Origin of the sequence: Leisingera sp. UBA4491, from assembly GCF_002388965.1 — a bacterium.
GTDB lineage: Bacteria > Pseudomonadota > Alphaproteobacteria > Rhodobacterales > Rhodobacteraceae > Leisingera > Leisingera aquaemixtae.
The window spans coordinates 39,694-55,857 of sequence record NZ_DGNN01000001.1 but is presented as its reverse complement, the minus strand read 5'-3'; the positions used below and the strand labels follow the sequence as shown (position 1 = coordinate 55,857).

Genomic DNA, 16,164 nt, shown 5'->3' with positions numbered 1-16,164 from the left:
ATTTCGCGGGGGGCAGGTCACCCTCGAGGGGGAGGACTTTTCTCTTTCTGTGTTCTTTGCCTTGAAGCGGGCCTCTATCGACCTCCACTTTAAGAACTGCCAACCCGCCGAGTTGTACGAGTATCCTACCGAGGAGTATCGACGGGAAGACGTGACAAAACTCTCAGAGCAAAATGTTCGCGGGGGTGGCATGGAGGCTAACGCTCGTTCTTTACGGGAAATTCCCAGCGCATCTGCAACGGTGAAGATTGGGGGCAACGTGCAAAGGGAAAAGCAGTCGACCGAGACAAGAGCAATTACGAGGCTATGGAAACCTGTCGGCCTTACAACAATTCAAGTGAATGGATACGGTGCAAAACTAGATGGCGAGGCCGTATCAAATGTGAAGAGGTGGTTCGTCAAACCAGATACGTCCAAGGACTTTTCGGCAATCGTTGCAATACTTTCGACGAGAGCAAACTGGATTGAATTCGGACAGATACTAGATGACAGCACCGGCGGCGGTATTGGAAACAGGCTGAAGCGTTGGTTGAGGAGTAAGAAAAATCGAGACAGGGCGCTGTTTGACTTGTTGCTTCGAACGCTCGCGTCAAAGGGCCTTCAATCAGGGCAGGATAAGGACGCTACTTTAGCCATGCACATTCAGATTCTACGCAAGACAGCGGCGTTTTCAGACGCTGAAGAAAGACCGATGGTAATCCCCGGTCACCCAGCGACGAGAGCAATCGGTGTAGACTCTTCGCTAGTAAATGCTTTTCTCGATGGCAGCACTGACAATCGTGTCGAACTGCTTCGGGGGTTGGGCGTCCCTCGCGGAGATGTTGAGAGCGCTCTAATTTCTGGTGGCTCTAAACCAAAACGGAAGCTTGGCCCGCTGTTCAACGCAGGTAGTGCCCCCTTTACCGCCTTAGAGGCATTGAACTTTGTGCTCTCGTTTGAGGGGCCGATATCACCCTCGGAATGGGAAGAAGCCAATAAGAATAGAAGTCGCGCGGATCTAGCAGCGCTTGAGCTAATCGAGATTAAGGACGGGTTAATACACTCATGCGTGAAAGATGGAACCGATGCGGAAGTGGCTCTTCGGCATGCAGCAATGAGAGCGCCAATGCTGCAAAAAACTCGGGAACTTCTCTTAGAAAAGCCCAATATCACTAGTATTCAAATCGGAGAAGAGTTGCGAAAAGAGTTCAATAGAAACTATAATAGCGAGGCTTCGAAGTTGCGTGTCGGCGGCGCTATGCGACGTTGGGCAATTTGGCTAGAGCCGCACTTGGTTGAACCCGACGCTGTTGGCCGTACAGCTTCTCTTCGGGTGTCTGCTACTTCAAAAACCGCGCGCCGCGGAGCGCCGAGTTTAGCTACTTCGCAGAACATTGAACGTGCACAAGCAGCACTTGATGCAGGGCAAAGACCTGAAGATGTCGCGAAGATGATTGGCATTTCCCGAGCGTCCATCTACTTATGGGATAAGAAGGGACTTATTAGTTTTACTAGGCGGGCAAAATAGAAAGACGCACGTTGTGCCATTGCCACCCTCCCGACTCTCTGCTAAGCACCGCCCATCCTGCAGACCCCGGATTCGTTCCGGGGTCGTTACGTTTGTCAGGATGTTCGAACCTGGGACCTTCGGGGCCCTATAACTCAGGCACCTACGGGGGCCTTAAACATAGCGGGTCCAAAGACAAGAACCTAAGGGCCTGCACGCTAAACGGAAGACAGAAAGCATGGCACTCAAGTCGTATAAGCCGACGACGCCGGGCCAGCGTGGGCTGGTTCTGATCGACCGTTCGGAGCTTTGGAAAGGGCGTCCGGTCAAATCCCTCACTGAGGGCCTGACCAAATCGGGCGGCCGGAACAACACCGGACGGATCACTGCACGCCGCCGTGGCGGCGGCGCAAAGCGCCTCTACCGGATCGTTGACTTCAAACGGAACAAATTTGATGTAGCGGCCACCGTTGAGCGGATCGAATACGACCCGAACCGGACCGCATTCATCGCGCTGATCAAATACGAAGACGGCGAGCAAGCCTACATCCTGGCGCCGCAGCGTCTGGCTGTCGGCGACAAGGTCGTCGCGTCTGCAAAAGCCGACATCAAGCCGGGCAACGCAATGCCGTTCTCGGGCATGCCGATCGGTACCATCGTTCACAACATCGAAATGAAGCCCGGCAAAGGCGGCCAGATCGCCCGTGCAGCCGGTACTTACGCTCAGTTCGTTGGCCGTGACGGCGGTTACGCCCAGATCCGCCTGTCCTCGGGCGAACTGCGCCTGGTGCGTCAGGAATGCATGGCCACCGTCGGTGCCGTGTCGAACCCGGACAACTCGAACCAGAACTTCGGTAAAGCCGGCCGTATGCGCCACAAGGGCAAGCGTCCCTCCGTGCGTGGTGTCGTGATGAACCCGATCGACCACCCCCACGGCGGTGGTGAAGGCCGGACCTCCGGCGGGCGCCACCCGGTGACCCCCTGGGGCAAACCGACCAAGGGCAAACGGACCCGCAACAAAAACAAGGCGTCGCAGAAGCTTATCATCCGCTCGCGCCACGCCAAGAAGAAAGGCCGCTAATCCATGGCACGTTCCGTATGGAAAGGCCCCTTCGTTGATGCTTACGTCCTGAAAAAGGCCGAAGCAGCGCGTGAATCGGGCCGCAATGAAGTGATCAAGATCTGGTCGCGCCGTTCCACCATCCTGCCGCAGTTCGTCGGCCTGACCTTTGGTGTCTACAACGGCAAGAAGCACATCCCTGTCAACGTCTCGGAAGACATGATCGGTCAGAAGTTCGGTGAGTACTCGCCGACCCGCACCTATTATGGCCATGCCGCTGACAAAAAAGCGAAGCGGAAGTAAGTCATGGGTAAGGAAAAGAATCCCCGCCGCGTGGCAGACAACGAAGCAATGGCAAAACTGCGCATGCTCCGTACCTCGCCGCAGAAACTGAACCTGGTGGCGCAGATGATCCGCGGCAAGAAAGTCGAGAAGGCGCTGACCGACCTGACGTTCTCCAACAAGCGGATCGCGCAGGACGTGAAGAAATGCCTTCAGTCCGCCATCGCGAATGCTGAAAACAACCACAACCTGGACGTCGATGAACTGATCGTCGCCGAGGCATGGGTTGGCAAGAACCTGACCATGAAGCGCGGCCGTCCGCGGGCTCGTGGCCGGTTCGGCAAAATCCTGAAGCCGTTCGCGGAGATCACCATCAAGGTGCGTCAAGTTGAGGAGCAAGCCTAATGGGTCAGAAAGTCAATCCGATCGGCATGCGCCTGCAGGTGAACCGCACCTGGGACAGCCGCTGGTACGCCGACACCAAAGACTACGGTGATCTGCTGCTCGAGGACATCAAAATCCGCGAGTTCATCAAGGAAGAGTGCAAGCAGGCAGGTGTTGCGCGCGTGATCATCGAGCGCCCGCACAAGAAATGCCGCGTCACCATCCACACCGCCCGTCCGGGCGTCATCATCGGCAAGAAAGGCGCGGACATCGAAGTCCTGCGCAAGAAGCTGGCGAAGATGACCGACTCCGAGCTGCACCTCAACATCGTTGAAGTGCGCAAGCCGGAACTGGACGCTCAGCTGGTCGGCGAGTCCATCGCCCAGCAGCTGGAGCGCCGTGTGTCCTTCCGCCGCGCCATGAAGCGTGCGGTTCAGAACGCCATGCGCATGGGCGCCCTGGGTATCCGGGTGAACGTCGCTGGCCGTCTGGGCGGAGCGGAAATCGCGCGTACCGAATGGTACCGTGAGGGCCGCGTGCCGCTGCACACCCTGCGTGCCGACATCGATTACGCACACTCCGAAGCGATGACCCCCTACGGGATCATCGGGATCAAGGTCTGGATCTTCAAAGGCGAGATCATGGAGCACGATCCTTCGGCGCGTGACCGTAAAGCACAAGAAATCCAGGACGGCCCTGCACCCCGTGGTGCCGGTGGCGGCCGTCGCTAAGGAGGATTTGAGATGCTTCAGCCAAAGCGCACTAAATTCCGCAAAATGCATAAGGGCCGTATCCACGGTCTGGCAAAAGGCGGTTCCGACCTGAACTTCGGCACCTATGGCCTGAAGGCAACCCAGCCTGAGCGTGTGACTGCACGCCAGATCGAGGCTGCCCGCCGCGCCATGACCCGCCACATGAAACGTCAGGGCCGTGTCTGGATCCGTATCTTCCCGGACACTCCGGTGACCTCGAAGCCGACCGAAGTCCGTATGGGTAAAGGTAAAGGCTCCGTGGACTACTGGGCAGCCAAGGTTAAGCCTGGCCGCGTGATGTTCGAGATCGACGGCGTCAGCGATGAAATCGCCCGCGAGGCCCTGCGCCTGGCGGCGATGAAACTGCCGGTCAAGACCCGCGTCGTGGTCCGCGAAGACTGGTAAGTTTCGCGACTGCCAAGAGATTGAAGCCCCTGCCGGGACACCGGCGGGGGCTTTTTCGTTTCGGACAGCTGCATGAGGCGACGGGGGCAGACAGGCCTTCTGCGCGGCTTTGGCCGCTTTGCTGCCCCTTGCCGTAAAGCCGCGCCTGATGCACACTTGCAGGCGGAGGAGGGATGTCCGTTTCACCGCTGGGTCTTTCGCCAAACAGGCCAGCGCGGTGCCATGCTTTGGGAGGAGTGTGTCATGACGTCCAAGACCGCAGGGTCCACGCCCCCGGACAATCTCAGACCGCCGCCGCAGGCCGTGCCCAAGGTCAACAAGGTGACTGCGGGCGATATCGCCGCGGCGCTGAAGGCCGGTTTGGCCGACTTCCGCGCGCACCCTTTCATGAGCGGCTTTTTCGGCCTGTTCTATGCGGTTTTCGGGATTCTGTTTGTCTGGTGCCTGGTCTGGCTCGGCGCGATCTGGATGATCATTCCCGCCGCTGTCGGCTTTCCGCTGGTCGCGCCCTTCGCCGCCGCGGGGCTGTATGAAATGTCCCGCCGCCGGCAGAGGGGAGAGAGTTTCGGCTGGTCCGCCATCCTCACCGTGGCGGCCAATCAGCGCAAACGCGAAATGGGCTGGATGGCCTTTGTCACCCTGTTCATTTTCTGGGTGTGGATTTACCAGGTCCGGCTTTGGCTGGCGATTATCCTCAAGGATGCCTCCTTCTCGGATTTTTACGGGTTTTGGAACACGGTATTCTTCACGCCGCAGGGCTGGACCTTCCTTGCGGTCGGCACCTGCGTGGGCGCCTTTCTGTCGGCAGTTCTGTTCTCGGTGACCGTCATCGCGATGCCCATGCTGCTGGACCGGGAAACCGATTTCGTGTCCGCCATGATCACATCCATCCGCGTCGTCACGGAAAACCCGGTGGTCATGCTCAGCTGGGCGGCGGTCATCTCCGCCGCCATGCTGCTGTCGCTGGTTCCGGCGTTTCTGGGCCTGATCTTCACCCTGCCGGTCCTTGGCCATGCCACATGGCACCTCTACCGGCGGGCCGTGCCGCCAGTGGAGGGGTGACCTGTCCAGCCACCCCCTTGCGCGGGCGTTCTATGCTGCCTGTGCAGCGGGTGCGCGTTCCGGTGCCGGCTCCGCACCGGCAGGGGCCGCGGGGTCCAGCCGGAAGCCGGCAATCGCCCGCGCCAGGTTGCCTGCCTCGTCGCGCAGCATCTGCCCGGCCGCCGCGGTTTCCTCCAGCATGGCGGCGCTGCGCTGGGAATCCTTGTCCAGCGCCTCGATCGCCGCGCTGACTTCGGAAATGCCGTTGGCCTGTTCGCTGGTGTTTTCCGCGATCTCGTTCACTTTATCCGCGGCCTGGGTGACGGTCTGCAGGATCACGGCCAGCGCCGCGCCCGCCTCATCCACCAATTCGACACCGCCGGTCACCTCGCCCTGGCTGCTGCTGATCAAGGCGCTGATTTCCTGCGCCGCGAGCGACGACCGCTGCGCCAGTGCCCGCACCTCTGAGGCGACGACAGCGAACCCGCGCCCGGCTTCGCCCGCGCGCGCGGCCTCCACCCCGGCGTTCAGCGCCAGCAGGTTGGTCTGGAACGCCACATCGTCAATCAGGCCGGTGATTTTGGAGATCGCGTCGGAGGACTCCTTGATGCGCTGCATGGCGGCGACGGTTTTTTCGGCAACCTCCCGGGTGGCTTCTGCCTTGGTCTTGGCGTCGTTGACGAACTGACGGGCGTCCTGCGCGCTGGCGGCGGTATCGTGGACGGTGTCGCGGATGGTTTGCAGCGCCGCCGCGGTCTGTTCCAGCGCCGCGGCAGAGGATTCGCCGCGTTGCGAGGCATCGGCCACCGCCGCGGCGATCTCCTGCGAGGTGTCGTTCAGCATCCTGCCGCTGCCGGCCAGCTGCCCGACCACATCCTCAAGGCTGCCCGCCAGGTTGTCGATGGCCCCGGCGATATTCTTGAACACGCCCTTCTGGCCTGCCGGCATCCGCTGGGTCAGGTCGCCCTCGGCAAGCGCGTCCAGCACCTTCAGAACATCGCCCAGGCCCTTGCCGGCCACGTCCCCGATGGCGTTCACGCCGCGGCCCAGACTGCCGTCCTGGCCGCCGTCGCCGGTGTCTGCGATCCGGCGCGAGAAATCGCCCTCGCCGCAGGCGGCGATCACTTCTGTGATCTCCCGGGTCAGCTGCTGCTTGGCGGCCTCGGCCTTGCGGAAGGCGCCGGCGGCCTGGGCAATCGCGGCAATCTCGCGGATGCCGGATTTAGGGATCTCCGGGGTGAAGTCGTTCTGCATCATCTTCTTCAGCACGGTATCTGTCTGCTTCAGCGGCCGGGCGATGCTGCGGGCCAGGAGCAGGGCCACCGCCACAAACAGGAGCGAGCCGCCGGTGCCCGCCCGCAGCGCGTTTGTCTGCGCCTCGGCGCTGACCGTCTCGCCGCGGGTCCACACCTGATCCAGCAGGGTGCGCACGTCCTCGTGGACGGCGGCCAGCAGCGGCTCGGCATCCGCATAATGGCCGGACACCTGCTTGCGCAGCTGCTGTTCGTTCAGCGATTCCTCCACATAGGCGGCAAAGGACGCCTGGTAGGCGCCGATCAGGCCCAGGATCTCTTTCTTCTGGGCGGCGCTGGTGTAATAGCTGGCCGGGAAGGCGCGGAACTCTTCCACGCGGGCGTTCAGCCGGTCCAGGTATTTCGGCGCCTGACGCATGATGAAGTCCTTCTCGTGCCGCCGCATCATCAGCATTTTCACCTGCATGACCGGCTGATCCAGCTTTTGCAGAGTGGCTTCGGCATTCTTGACCGCCGTGCGCAGCTGCCCTTCCAGGCCGCTGTTTTCATCCAGACCCAGCCGCGTGTTACTGCTGGCGAGCGCGATAAAGCTGGCCTCATAGGCGTCAATCGCGGCGCCGATGCCCTTGAGCTGCAGGGCGGTGCCGGAAAGTTCGGCCACCGAAGGCATCTGGCGCCCGAGAGCCGTATAGGTCGCTTTCATCCGGGTCATCGTCTCGGCATGGCGGGACAGGTATTTTTCATCGCGGCGCAGCAGAAAATCCTTTTCGGCGCGCCGGGCCTTCAGGAACTCAAGCTCGATCTTGTCGAGGTTCAGATAGATCTCCTCAATCCCGGCGACGCGCCGCTGCACGTCATCGCGCACGGCATGCGAATAGAGCAGCAGGCTGACCAGTGCGGCCATCAGGCCGCCTGCGAGAACGATGATGGAGAGGATCGCCGTGCTGACGGTAAGTTTTGATTTCATAGGACCTGGACCATTTCACTGAGACCTCTTGCAGAGGCGTTTTTGGTCGAGAGTGGACTTCATTCGTTAAATCAGCGTGAGTTTACCTGGCGTAACTTGCACTATTTCAACATGCTGACGGGTCTGCGGGCCGGGTTGAAACCGGCGGCGGTCCCGCGCCAGGCCCTCGCGCTTGGCTGCGGGTTGCGGTAAGACGCAGCCATGGCCCAGATTGAATCGCTCTTTGTGACCCGCCTTTACCGCGCGCAGCTGTCCGAATTCGGACCGTCGGTTGACGCGCAGGAACTGGAAAACTCCTGTCTTGTCATCGCCGGCGACGACGATGCCGGGCAGGACTGGTGCGAGGAGAACGGCTACCCCGGCTATACCTCCTATGCCTCGCTGACGGATCTGCCCTGGCGGTTCCCCATCTTCGCCGATCTGGTGAAGTCGCTGGACCAGCATGTGGCGGCCTTTGCCAAGGACCTGGAGCTGGACCTGGACGGGCGCGATCTGAAGCTGGAGGATCTGTGGATCAACATCCTGCCGGAAGGCGGCACCCATGCCAGCCACATTCATCCGCATTCGGTGATTTCCGGAACCACCTACGTGTCGATGCCGGACGGCGCCTCCGCGCTCAAGCTGGAGGATCCGCGCCACGCGATGATGATGGCGCACCCGCCGCGCCTGAAGGATTGCCGCCAGGAGCTGAAGACCTTTGTCTATCAGGCACCCGCCGTTGGCGACGTGCTGCTTTGGGAAAGCTTCATCCGCCACGAGGTGCCTTTGAACATGGCAGAGGAAGAGCGGATTTCTGTGAGCTTCAATTACAAGTGGGAGTGAGCCAGTGTGCCGCTCCGCTGCCCTGGGGCGCCGGTGCGGCACGGGCTGCTTGACCTGAACGCGCCGTGCCCGCCCAGGGCGCTTGTCTGACACAAACCGACTGGAACCCCAAATGCATCCCAAGATCCGAAGCGCGCTTCATGCAATCGGCCTCCATGTGAGCAGTGCGTCAAAGTATAAGGCTCTGCAGAATGAGCTGCAGGAAAGCCGCCGCAAGGCCGCTGAGGGCGATGCGTTCCGGGATTTTCTGCTGGCCAATCTCAACGGCACCAGTGCCGGCTGGCAGTCCCAGGCCAGCCAGGATGTTTTTGCCCTGGTCGCCAATGGCTTCAAGCGGGGCGGGTATTTCGTCGAGTTCGGCGCCACCAACGGCAAATCCATCAGCAATACATATGTGCTGGAAAAGGAGTTCGGCTGGACCGGAATCGTGGCTGAGCCCGCGAAGTGCTGGCACGAGGATCTGCGCCGGAACCGGTCCTGCGAGGTGGAGTACGACTGCGTCTGGAAGGAAACCGGGGCCGAGCTGGAGTTCAAGGAAACCGGCGCTGCGGAGCTGTCGACGATCTCGGACTTCAGCGAAGCGGATCTCCACTCCAGAAGCCGGCGCAAGGCGATCAGTTATCCGGTGAAAACCGTTTCGCTGCTGGATATGCTCGACCGGCACGGCGCCCCGAGGGAGATTGATTTCCTGTCGGTTGATACCGAGGGCAGCGAGCTGGACATTCTGCAGGCGTTCGATTTCAGCAAGTACCGGTTCAACGCCATCACGGTGGAGCATAATTACACCGAGCAAAGGGCGGCGATCCGGGCGCTGCTGGAACAGAACGGCTACAGGAACGTGGCCGCCGGGGCGTCCGGCTATGACGACTGGTTCGTGCCGAAGGACAGCCCGGTCAAGGCTGGCTGACCAGCCATGGCCGCAGCCGCCAGAACCGGCGGCTGGCACGCGGCCTGCGCCCGGCGGGGCAGGGGGGCGCGGCGAGCGGCGGCTGCCCGGCGCGGCGGCCAATCTTTCCCTTGCCCCCGCACCCTGTCTCCATTATAGGGACCCATCGCCTGTCCCCAATCCGCTTCGGATCCGGGTCGGGTGATTCTTTTTTCCGCGCCTTCCAGCGCGGTTTGACATAACCCACCAGGTTGCAAGGTGACCCGTCAGGGGCCTTCTGGTGCTTTGGACAAGGAACAAAGGCGATGAACGCCAATGATCTGCGCGAGAAGACCGTGGATGAACTCCGCGATATGCTCGCTTCCCTGAAAAAAGAGAGCTTCAACCTGCGCTTTCAGCAGGCAACCGGTCAGTTGGAATCGACCTCCGGCATCAAAGCGGCTCGCCGCAACGCTGCCCGCGTCAAGACCATCCTGAACGAAAAAGCTGCAGCAGCAGCCGAATAAGGAGCGACACAATGCCCAAACGTATCCTGCAAGGCGTTGTGACCAGCGACGCAAACGCCCAGACCGTCACCGTCTCGGTTGAACGCCGCTTCACGCACCCGGTTCTGAAGAAAACCATCCGTAAGTCCAAGAAATACCGGGCTCACGATGAAAAGAACGCTTTCAAGGTCGGCGACTCCGTACGCATCATCGAATGCGCGCCGAAATCGAAAACGAAACGCTGGGAAGTTCTGGAAGCCTAAGAGTCTCATCCGAGACTCCTGGCGGCTAGACTTAACAGTCAGTCGAAACCCTGGGGGATACCAGCACGCATCGCTGCCCCATAGGTCGGGAGAAACCACATGATCCAGATGCAAACAAATCTGGATGTTGCTGACAACTCCGGCGCACGCCGAGTTCAGTGCATCAAGGTTCTGGGTGGCTCCAAGCGTAAATACGCATCCGTTGGCGACATTATCGTCGTCTCGGTCAAGGAAGCCATCCCGCGCGGCCGCGTGAAAAAAGGCGACGTCCGTAAGGCCGTTGTCGTGCGCACCGCCAAAGAAGTCCGCCGCGAAGACGGCACCGCGATCCGTTTTGACCGGAACGCAGCCGTTATCCTGAACAACAACAACGAGCCGGTCGGTACCCGTATCTTTGGCCCGGTTGTTCGTGAACTGCGCGCGAAGAACTTCATGAAGATCATCTCGCTGGCTCCGGAGGTGCTGTAATCATGGCTGCGAAACTCCGTAAAGGCGACAAGGTCGTCGTGCTGGCCGGCAAGGACAAGGGCAAGGAAGGCACCATCGCCTCCGTTGACCCGAAAGCCGGCAAAGCCGTTGTCGAAGGCGTGAACATGGCGATCCGCCACACCCGCCAGACCCAGAACAGCCAGGGCGGCCGTCTGTCCAAGGCACTGCCGATCGACCTGTCGAACCTGGCACTGCTGGACAGCAACGGTAAAGCCACCCGCGTCGGCTTCCGCGAGGAAGACGGCAAGAAGGTGCGCTTCGCCAAGACCACCGGGGAGACTGTCTGATGCTTGACGCTGCAACCTACACCCCGCGTCTGAAATCCCTCTACAAAGAGACCATCCGTGGCGCTCTGAAAGAGGAATTCGGCTACAAGAACGACATGATGCTCCCCAAGCTGGAGAAAATCGTTCTGAACATCGGCTGCGGCCGCGCTGCTGTCAAAGACAGCAAGAAAGCCAAATCCGCTCAGGCCGACCTGACCCTCATCGCGGGCCAGAAAGCTCTGACCACCGTGGCAAAGAACTCCATCGCCGGCTTCCGCGTTCGCGAAGGCATGCCGATGGGCGCAAAGGTGACTCTGCGCGGCGACCGGATGTACGAATTCCTGGATCGTCTGATCACCATCGCGATGCCCCGTATCCGCGACTTCCGCGGCGTTTCGGGCAACTCGTTTGACGGCCGCGGCAACTATGCCATGGGCCTGAAAGAGCACATCGTGTTCCCGGAGATCGATTTCGACAAAATCGACGAGCCCTGGGGCATGGACATCGTGATCGCCACCACCGCGAAAACCGACGCGGAAGCAAAGGCGCTGTTGAAAGCTTTCAACATGCCCTTCAACAGCTAAGCGCGGGAAGGAAGAGACCATGGCTAAGAAAAGCATGATCGAACGCGAGAAGAAGCGCGAGCGCCTGGTGGCAAAATACGCCGCAAAGCGTGCCGAGCTGAAAGAAATCGCAAACGACGAATCCCGCCCGATGGAAGACCGCTTCAAGGCGCGTCTGAAGCTGGCGAAACTGCCGCGCAACTCGGCTCCGAGCCGTTTGCACAACCGCTGCCAGCTGACCGGCCGTCCGCACGCTTACTACCGTAAGCTGAAGATCAGCCGTATCGCGCTGCGCGAGCTGGGGTCTGCTGGCCAGATCCCCGGCCTGGTGAAATCGAGCTGGTAAGGGAGAGAGTAGTATGAACGATCCTATCGGCGATATGCTCACCCGTATCCGTAACTCTCAGATGCGCGGCAAATCCACCGTCATGACCCCGGCTTCCAAGCTGCGGGCATGGGTGCTGGACGTGCTGGCGGACGAGGGCTACATCCGCGGTTATGAGAAGATGACTGGTGAAAATGGCCACCCGGCCATCGAAATCAGCCTGAAATACTTCGACGGCGAACCTGTCATTCGCGAGCTCAAGCGGGTCTCCAAGCCCGGCCGCCGCGTTTACATGGGCGTCAATGACATCCCGTCGGTCCGTCAGGGCCTGGGCGTGTCGATTGTCTCCACCCCCAAGGGTGTGATGTCGGACGCAAACGCACGCGCAGCCAACGTTGGCGGCGAAGTGCTTTGCACCGTCTTCTAAGGAGGCCTCGCAATGTCCCGTATTGGTAAGAAACCGGTCGAACTGCCCAGCGGCGTCTCTGCCTCTGTGTCCGGCCAGACCATCGAAGTGAAAGGCCCGAAAGGCGCCCGGACCTTCACCGCAACCGACGACGTCACCCTGACCGTGAACGACAACGTTGTCACCATCGAGCCGCGCGGCAAGTCCAAGCGTGCCCGTCAGCAGTGGGGCATGTCCCGCACTCAGGTGGCAAACCTCGTGACCGGCGTGACCCAGGGCTTCAAGAAAGAACTGGAAATCCAGGGCGTGGGTTACCGGGCTCAGATGCAGGGCAACACCCTGAAGCTGAACCTGGGCTACAGCCACGACGTCGACTTCGTTGCTCCGGAAGGTGTCACCATCACCGCGCCGAAGCAGACCGAAATCGTTGTGGAAGGTATCGACCAGCAGCAGGTGGGCGAAGTGGCGGCGAAAATCCGCGACTGGCGCCGTCCCGAGCCGTACAAAGGCAAGGGCATCCGCTACAAGGGCGAGTTCATCTTCCGCAAGGAAGGCAAGAAGAAGTAAGGACCAGCAAAATGGCAAACAGCAAACGTACCCTGTTTCTGAAGCGCCGGCTGCGCGTCCGGAACAAGCTTCGCAAAGTGAACGCAGGCCGTCCGCGTCTGTCCGTGCACCGTTCGAACAAGAACATCTCTGTTCAGCTGATCGACGACCTGCGCGGCGTGACCCTGGCAGCCGCGTCGACCCTGGAAAAAGATCTGGGCGTTGTCGGCAAGAACAACGTCGAAGCAGCGGCCAAAGTTGGCGCAGCGATCGCCGAGCGCGCAAAAGCGGCTGGCGTGAGCGAAGCCTACTTCGACCGCGGCGGCTTCCTGTTCCACGGCAAGGTGAAGGCTCTGGCCGACGCTGCGCGTGAAGGCGGCCTGAAGATCTAAATCCCATGCGGGCAGCCTCTCGGGGCTGCCCCGATGATCCGGGAGACCGGCCTGCGGGCCGGTTCTCACCAAGGATCGGACAAACAGGCGCCTGAGCGCCGCACTGAAAGGAATGCCTGATGGCAGAACGTGAAAACCGCCGCGGCCCGCGCCGCGACCGTGAAGAAACACCGGAATTCGCAGATCGTCTGGTCGCGATCAACCGCGTGTCGAAAACCGTTAAAGGCGGTAAGCGCTTTGGCTTCGCAGCCCTGGTTGTCGTTGGCGACCAGAAAGGCCGCGTCGGCTTTGGCAAGGGCAAGGCGAAAGAAGTGCCCGAGGCGATCCGCAAGGCGACCGAGCAGGCCAAGCGCCAGATGATCCGCGTGCCGCTGAAAGAGGGCCGCACCCTGCACCACGACATGGCCGGCCGTCACGGCGCAGGCAAAGTTGTGATGCGCACCGCGCCGGAAGGTACCGGTATCATCGCAGGTGGTCCGATGCGTGCCGTGTTCGAGATGCTGGGCATCAAGGACGTGGTCTCCAAGTCGATCGGTTCGCAGAACCCCTACAACATGATCCGCGCCACCCTGAACGGCCTGCAGAAAGAGCAGAGCCCGCGTTCGGTGGCTCAGCGCCGCGGCAAAAAGGTCGCCGACATCCTGCCCAAGCGGGACGACGCACCGGCAGCTGCCGAAGCTGAAGCGTAAGGAGTAGAGAGACATGGCAAAAACCATCGTCGTCAAGCAGATCGGCTCGCCGATCCGCCGCCCCGCCAAACAGCGCGCAACCCTGGTTGGCCTGGGCCTGAACAAGATGCACAAGACCCGCGAGCTGGAGGACACTCCTTCGGTCCGCGGCATGGTCGAATCGATCCCGCACCTGGTTCAGATCATCGAAGAGCGCGGCTAAGCCCTTTTCGGTATCAGACTTTGGAAAACGCCTCCGGTCCGCCGGGGGCGTTTTTCGTTTTCAGTACGCCGCGGCAGACCCTGGTTGTCCGGTCTGAGGCAAAGCGGGCGTGTTGCGATGCGGCCTTTGCATGGTATGCGTTTGCAGATCCGTTCCGGCAAAGGCAGCGAACCAGCAATGACCGACCCCTCCCGCGAGCTCCCGAGGAAACGCACCCGCACCGCCCTTGGGGTGGTGGCAGGCCTGCTCTTTCTGCTGACCGGCGCCTTTGGCCTGTCCGGGCGCAGCGATTGGAACCCGCTTGCCACTGTCCCGGAGCAGACGGCAGAGACCATCGCGGCGTCAGCGGTAACGGTCTATGTGTCGTTGCGGGCGATCAACGCCGCGCTGTCCACGGCGCAGGAGATCGAGGTGGGCGCGTCGGTTGTCGGGCAGGCGAGCCTGCAGCCCTTGAAGGTGCTGGAGCCCGTCGATGACACGGTGGAGCGCGTGGCCGATGCCGTGTTCCTCGTTGCCGCCGGCGCCGCGCTTGCCGCAGTGGGTCTGGCGCCGGTGGTGTCCATTGGCTTCGTTGTGCTCGGCGCTGCGCTGTTGGGCCGGTTCTCCCTCGGCCGCAGTCCCGTTTTCGACCGGATAATGACACCGCTTTGCACGAAGGGGATCGCCTTGGGCATTGCGGTCGGCTTTGCCATCCCCTCTGTGTTTGTGCTGGCTGTGTGGGTCGGGGAGCAGGCCACCGCGGCGCAGATGACCGCTGCCATGGCTGAGCTTGATGCCGTTGCGCAGGAGGCGAATTTCCTGATCGGCGCGGAGGTCGATGAGGCGGAGGCGGTGTCTCCGGCAGAGGAAGGAGATGCAGGGGTATTGGGATGGCTGAGCAGCCGGATCAGCGAGGCCGGCGACAGCGTGAGCGGTGTTTTTGAGCAGAGCGGCCGGTATCTGGACGCCGCGCAGGTCTTTGTGGAAGAAGCCGACACGATCCTGCGCTCCTCCCTGACGATCATCGGCATCTTCACGCTCCGGATGCTCGTCTTGCCGGTCTTCCTGCTGTGGGGCGCATTGTCGCTGCTCAGGACCGTTTTGCGCCCTGCGGGTGAAAGGTGATGCCCTCAGCGCCGCTCGCGTAAGAAGCGCTTGGCCTGCGTGGTTGGCCGGCCCGCGGTCCGGGCACCCGTATATGTCTTCGCAGGTCTGGCCGGGGCAGGGCGCGGTTATCCGCCCTCAAAGCCCCTTGCAGCGCATGCATAGCGGCTTGCCGGCTGCGTCAGTTGTTGGAATCGGGCGGCGCTCCTATCTCGGGGCTGTCACAGAAAAGACCACACAACGGACCGCCGGGAATAGGCCCGGCCCAAGAGACAAGGATCACCAAGATGGCACATGTTATTTCCGCCGCCCCGTCGCTCAGCCTGACCGCCCGCATCCGCCGCACCGTCGAGGGCGTGCTGGAAGCCTGGGCGCTGCACAGCGAATACCAGCGCACCTATAACGAACTGGACGCGCTCTCCGATCACGAGCTGGCCGACATCGGCGTGCGCCGCAGCGATATCGCTGACATCGCGCAGCAGCACGTTTACGGCAAGTAATTCTCCCGCCCGGGCGCTCTTCTCCTCCTCCTCTTCAAGCCCGGGCCAAAGCGCCTCTGCCCCATCCGGGGCGGGGGCGTTTTCTTTTGCCAGGGGGGCAGGATTGCGTTTGCGGGCGTGCTATGCGGCGGCTGCATATCCGCCAGACCAAAGCAGCCGTTGTGCCCGCCCGGATGCGTCCTTATGTCCCGTTCACTTCAAAGGAACAGATCAAGCACCGCACCGGGAGCCCGTCCCGGCACCGATGTGAAGGAACAAGAATAATGGCTTATTCGACACTCTCCGCCCCTGCCTCCGCCGGCGTCTCCACCCGCCTGCGCGGCATCGCAGCCGGCCTGCTGCAGAACTGGAAGCTGCGCCGCGACTACCGGCAGACCGTCCACGCCCTGCGCGCTCTGTCCGCCCGCGACCTGGCCGACATCGGCCTCAGCCGCTGCGCCATCCCCGGCGCCGCCCGCGAGCACGTCTACGGCAAGTGATCTCCCTGGCCGGCTGACGGATCCTCCTCCCTCTCCAACAGCCCGGCCTCAAAGCGCCCCTGCCATCCCGGCGGGGGCGTTTTTGTTTTTCAGGTTAACTGGCTCGCCCGGCCGCAAGGCCGGGCAGCGCCCGTCCCG

Annotated in this window: 24 protein-coding genes; 23 read left to right on the top strand and 1 reads right to left on the bottom strand. The window is 61.5% G+C overall.

The window, feature by feature from the left end:
• The 7 genes from B2P87_RS00330 to B2P87_RS00300 form a co-directional block, all read left to right on the top strand.
• The coding region (locus tag B2P87_RS00330; protein WP_286851320.1) for a hypothetical protein at positions 1-1,507 on the top strand (1,507 nt) is incomplete at its 5' end.
• A gap of 217 nt (positions 1,508-1,724) precedes the next feature.
• On the top strand, positions 1,725-2,567 hold the full coding sequence (gene rplB, locus B2P87_RS00325; protein WP_058285584.1) for a 50S ribosomal protein L2: 843 nt from the start codon (positions 1,725-1,727) through the stop codon (positions 2,565-2,567).
• Between the two features lie 3 nt (positions 2,568-2,570).
• Positions 2,571-2,849: a 30S ribosomal protein S19 gene (rpsS, locus tag B2P87_RS00320; protein WP_024088539.1), complete on the top strand. Its 279-nt coding sequence runs from the start codon at positions 2,571-2,573 to the stop codon at positions 2,847-2,849.
• Between the two features lie 3 nt (positions 2,850-2,852).
• Complete coding sequence (rplV, locus tag B2P87_RS00315; RefSeq protein WP_008557868.1) at positions 2,853-3,233, top strand: 50S ribosomal protein L22; 381 nt, start codon at positions 2,853-2,855, stop codon at positions 3,231-3,233.
• A complete protein-coding gene (gene rpsC, locus B2P87_RS00310) occupies positions 3,233-3,943 on the top strand; it encodes a 30S ribosomal protein S3 (RefSeq protein ID WP_058285585.1) in 711 nt (236 codons plus the stop codon). The genes rplV and rpsC overlap by 1 nt, the downstream gene beginning before the upstream one ends.
• 12 nt (positions 3,944-3,955) lie before the next feature.
• On the top strand, positions 3,956-4,369 hold the full coding sequence (rplP, locus tag B2P87_RS00305) for a 50S ribosomal protein L16 (RefSeq protein ID WP_019297988.1): 414 nt from the start codon (positions 3,956-3,958) through the stop codon (positions 4,367-4,369).
• A gap of 243 nt (positions 4,370-4,612) precedes the next feature.
• The gene (locus B2P87_RS00300; protein ID WP_141891407.1) at positions 4,613-5,431 is read left to right on the top strand and encodes a DUF2189 domain-containing protein; all 819 of its coding nucleotides are present in this window, start codon (positions 4,613-4,615) and stop codon (positions 5,429-5,431) included.
• Between the two features lie 30 nt (positions 5,432-5,461).
• Here B2P87_RS00300 and B2P87_RS00295 read toward each other — a convergent pair whose 3' ends face one another.
• On the bottom strand, positions 5,462-7,630 hold the full coding sequence (locus tag B2P87_RS00295; RefSeq protein WP_141891406.1) for a methyl-accepting chemotaxis protein: 2,169 nt from the start codon (positions 7,628-7,630) through the stop codon (positions 5,462-5,464).
• Positions 7,631-7,831: 201 nt separating this feature from the next.
• Here B2P87_RS00295 and B2P87_RS00290 point away from each other — a divergent pair, with 201 nt between their 5' ends.
• From B2P87_RS00290 to B2P87_RS00215, 16 genes are all read left to right on the top strand, one after another.
• Positions 7,832-8,452 carry a TIGR02466 family protein gene (locus B2P87_RS00290; protein ID WP_141891405.1) on the top strand — a complete coding sequence of 207 codons (621 nt, stop codon included), beginning with the start codon at positions 7,832-7,834 and terminating at the stop codon, positions 8,450-8,452.
• A gap of 157 nt (positions 8,453-8,609) precedes the next feature.
• The gene (locus tag B2P87_RS00285) at positions 8,610-9,359 is read left to right on the top strand and encodes an FkbM family methyltransferase (protein WP_167510266.1); all 750 of its coding nucleotides are present in this window, start codon (positions 8,610-8,612) and stop codon (positions 9,357-9,359) included.
• 284 nt (positions 9,360-9,643) lie between these two features.
• Positions 9,644-9,844 (top strand): 50S ribosomal protein L29, encoded by a 201-nt coding sequence (rpmC, locus tag B2P87_RS00280; protein ID WP_019297994.1) that lies wholly within the window; start codon positions 9,644-9,646, stop codon positions 9,842-9,844.
• An 11-nt stretch (positions 9,845-9,855) separates the two neighbouring features.
• Positions 9,856-10,086 (top strand): 30S ribosomal protein S17, encoded by a 231-nt coding sequence (gene rpsQ, locus B2P87_RS00275; RefSeq protein ID WP_005621877.1) that lies wholly within the window; start codon positions 9,856-9,858, stop codon positions 10,084-10,086.
• 99 nt (positions 10,087-10,185) lie between these two features.
• Positions 10,186-10,554: a 50S ribosomal protein L14 gene (rplN, locus tag B2P87_RS00270; protein ID WP_005621870.1), complete on the top strand. Its 369-nt coding sequence runs from the start codon at positions 10,186-10,188 to the stop codon at positions 10,552-10,554.
• A gap of 2 nt (positions 10,555-10,556) precedes the next feature.
• Positions 10,557-10,862 (top strand): 50S ribosomal protein L24, encoded by a 306-nt coding sequence (gene rplX / locus B2P87_RS00265; RefSeq protein ID WP_058285590.1) that lies wholly within the window; start codon positions 10,557-10,559, stop codon positions 10,860-10,862.
• A complete protein-coding gene (rplE, locus tag B2P87_RS00260; protein ID WP_141891403.1) occupies positions 10,862-11,425 on the top strand; it encodes a 50S ribosomal protein L5 in 564 nt (187 codons plus the stop codon). The genes rplX and rplE overlap by 1 nt, the downstream gene beginning before the upstream one ends.
• Before the next feature lie 19 nt (positions 11,426-11,444).
• Complete coding sequence (rpsN, locus tag B2P87_RS00255) at positions 11,445-11,750, top strand: 30S ribosomal protein S14 (RefSeq protein WP_058285592.1); 306 nt, start codon at positions 11,445-11,447, stop codon at positions 11,748-11,750.
• Between the two features lie 13 nt (positions 11,751-11,763).
• Positions 11,764-12,156, top strand: coding sequence for a 30S ribosomal protein S8 (gene rpsH / locus B2P87_RS00250; protein ID WP_019297998.1), 393 nt, complete (start codon positions 11,764-11,766; stop codon positions 12,154-12,156).
• 12 nt (positions 12,157-12,168) lie between these two features.
• Positions 12,169-12,702: a 50S ribosomal protein L6 gene (gene rplF, locus B2P87_RS00245; protein ID WP_058285593.1), complete on the top strand. Its 534-nt coding sequence runs from the start codon at positions 12,169-12,171 to the stop codon at positions 12,700-12,702.
• 11 nt (positions 12,703-12,713) lie between these two features.
• Entirely contained in the window at positions 12,714-13,073 is a 360-nt protein-coding gene (rplR, locus tag B2P87_RS00240) for a 50S ribosomal protein L18 (RefSeq protein WP_008554704.1), read from the top strand.
• Between the two features lie 119 nt (positions 13,074-13,192).
• The gene (gene rpsE, locus B2P87_RS00235; protein WP_027235532.1) at positions 13,193-13,762 is read left to right on the top strand and encodes a 30S ribosomal protein S5; all 570 of its coding nucleotides are present in this window, start codon (positions 13,193-13,195) and stop codon (positions 13,760-13,762) included.
• 13 nt (positions 13,763-13,775) lie between these two features.
• Positions 13,776-13,964, top strand: coding sequence for a 50S ribosomal protein L30 (rpmD, locus tag B2P87_RS00230; protein ID WP_008554849.1), 189 nt, complete (start codon positions 13,776-13,778; stop codon positions 13,962-13,964).
• Between the two features lie 177 nt (positions 13,965-14,141).
• Positions 14,142-15,068, top strand: a complete 927-nt coding sequence (locus B2P87_RS00225; protein WP_141891402.1) for a hypothetical protein — start codon at positions 14,142-14,144, stop codon at positions 15,066-15,068.
• Positions 15,069-15,334: 266 nt separating this feature from the next.
• Positions 15,335-15,547, top strand: a complete 213-nt coding sequence (locus B2P87_RS00220; RefSeq protein ID WP_058285595.1) for a DUF1127 domain-containing protein — start codon at positions 15,335-15,337, stop codon at positions 15,545-15,547.
• Positions 15,548-15,810: 263 nt separating this feature from the next.
• Entirely contained in the window at positions 15,811-16,026 is a 216-nt protein-coding gene (locus B2P87_RS00215) for a DUF1127 domain-containing protein (protein WP_141891401.1), read from the top strand.
• Positions 16,027-16,164 lie beyond the last annotated feature (138 nt).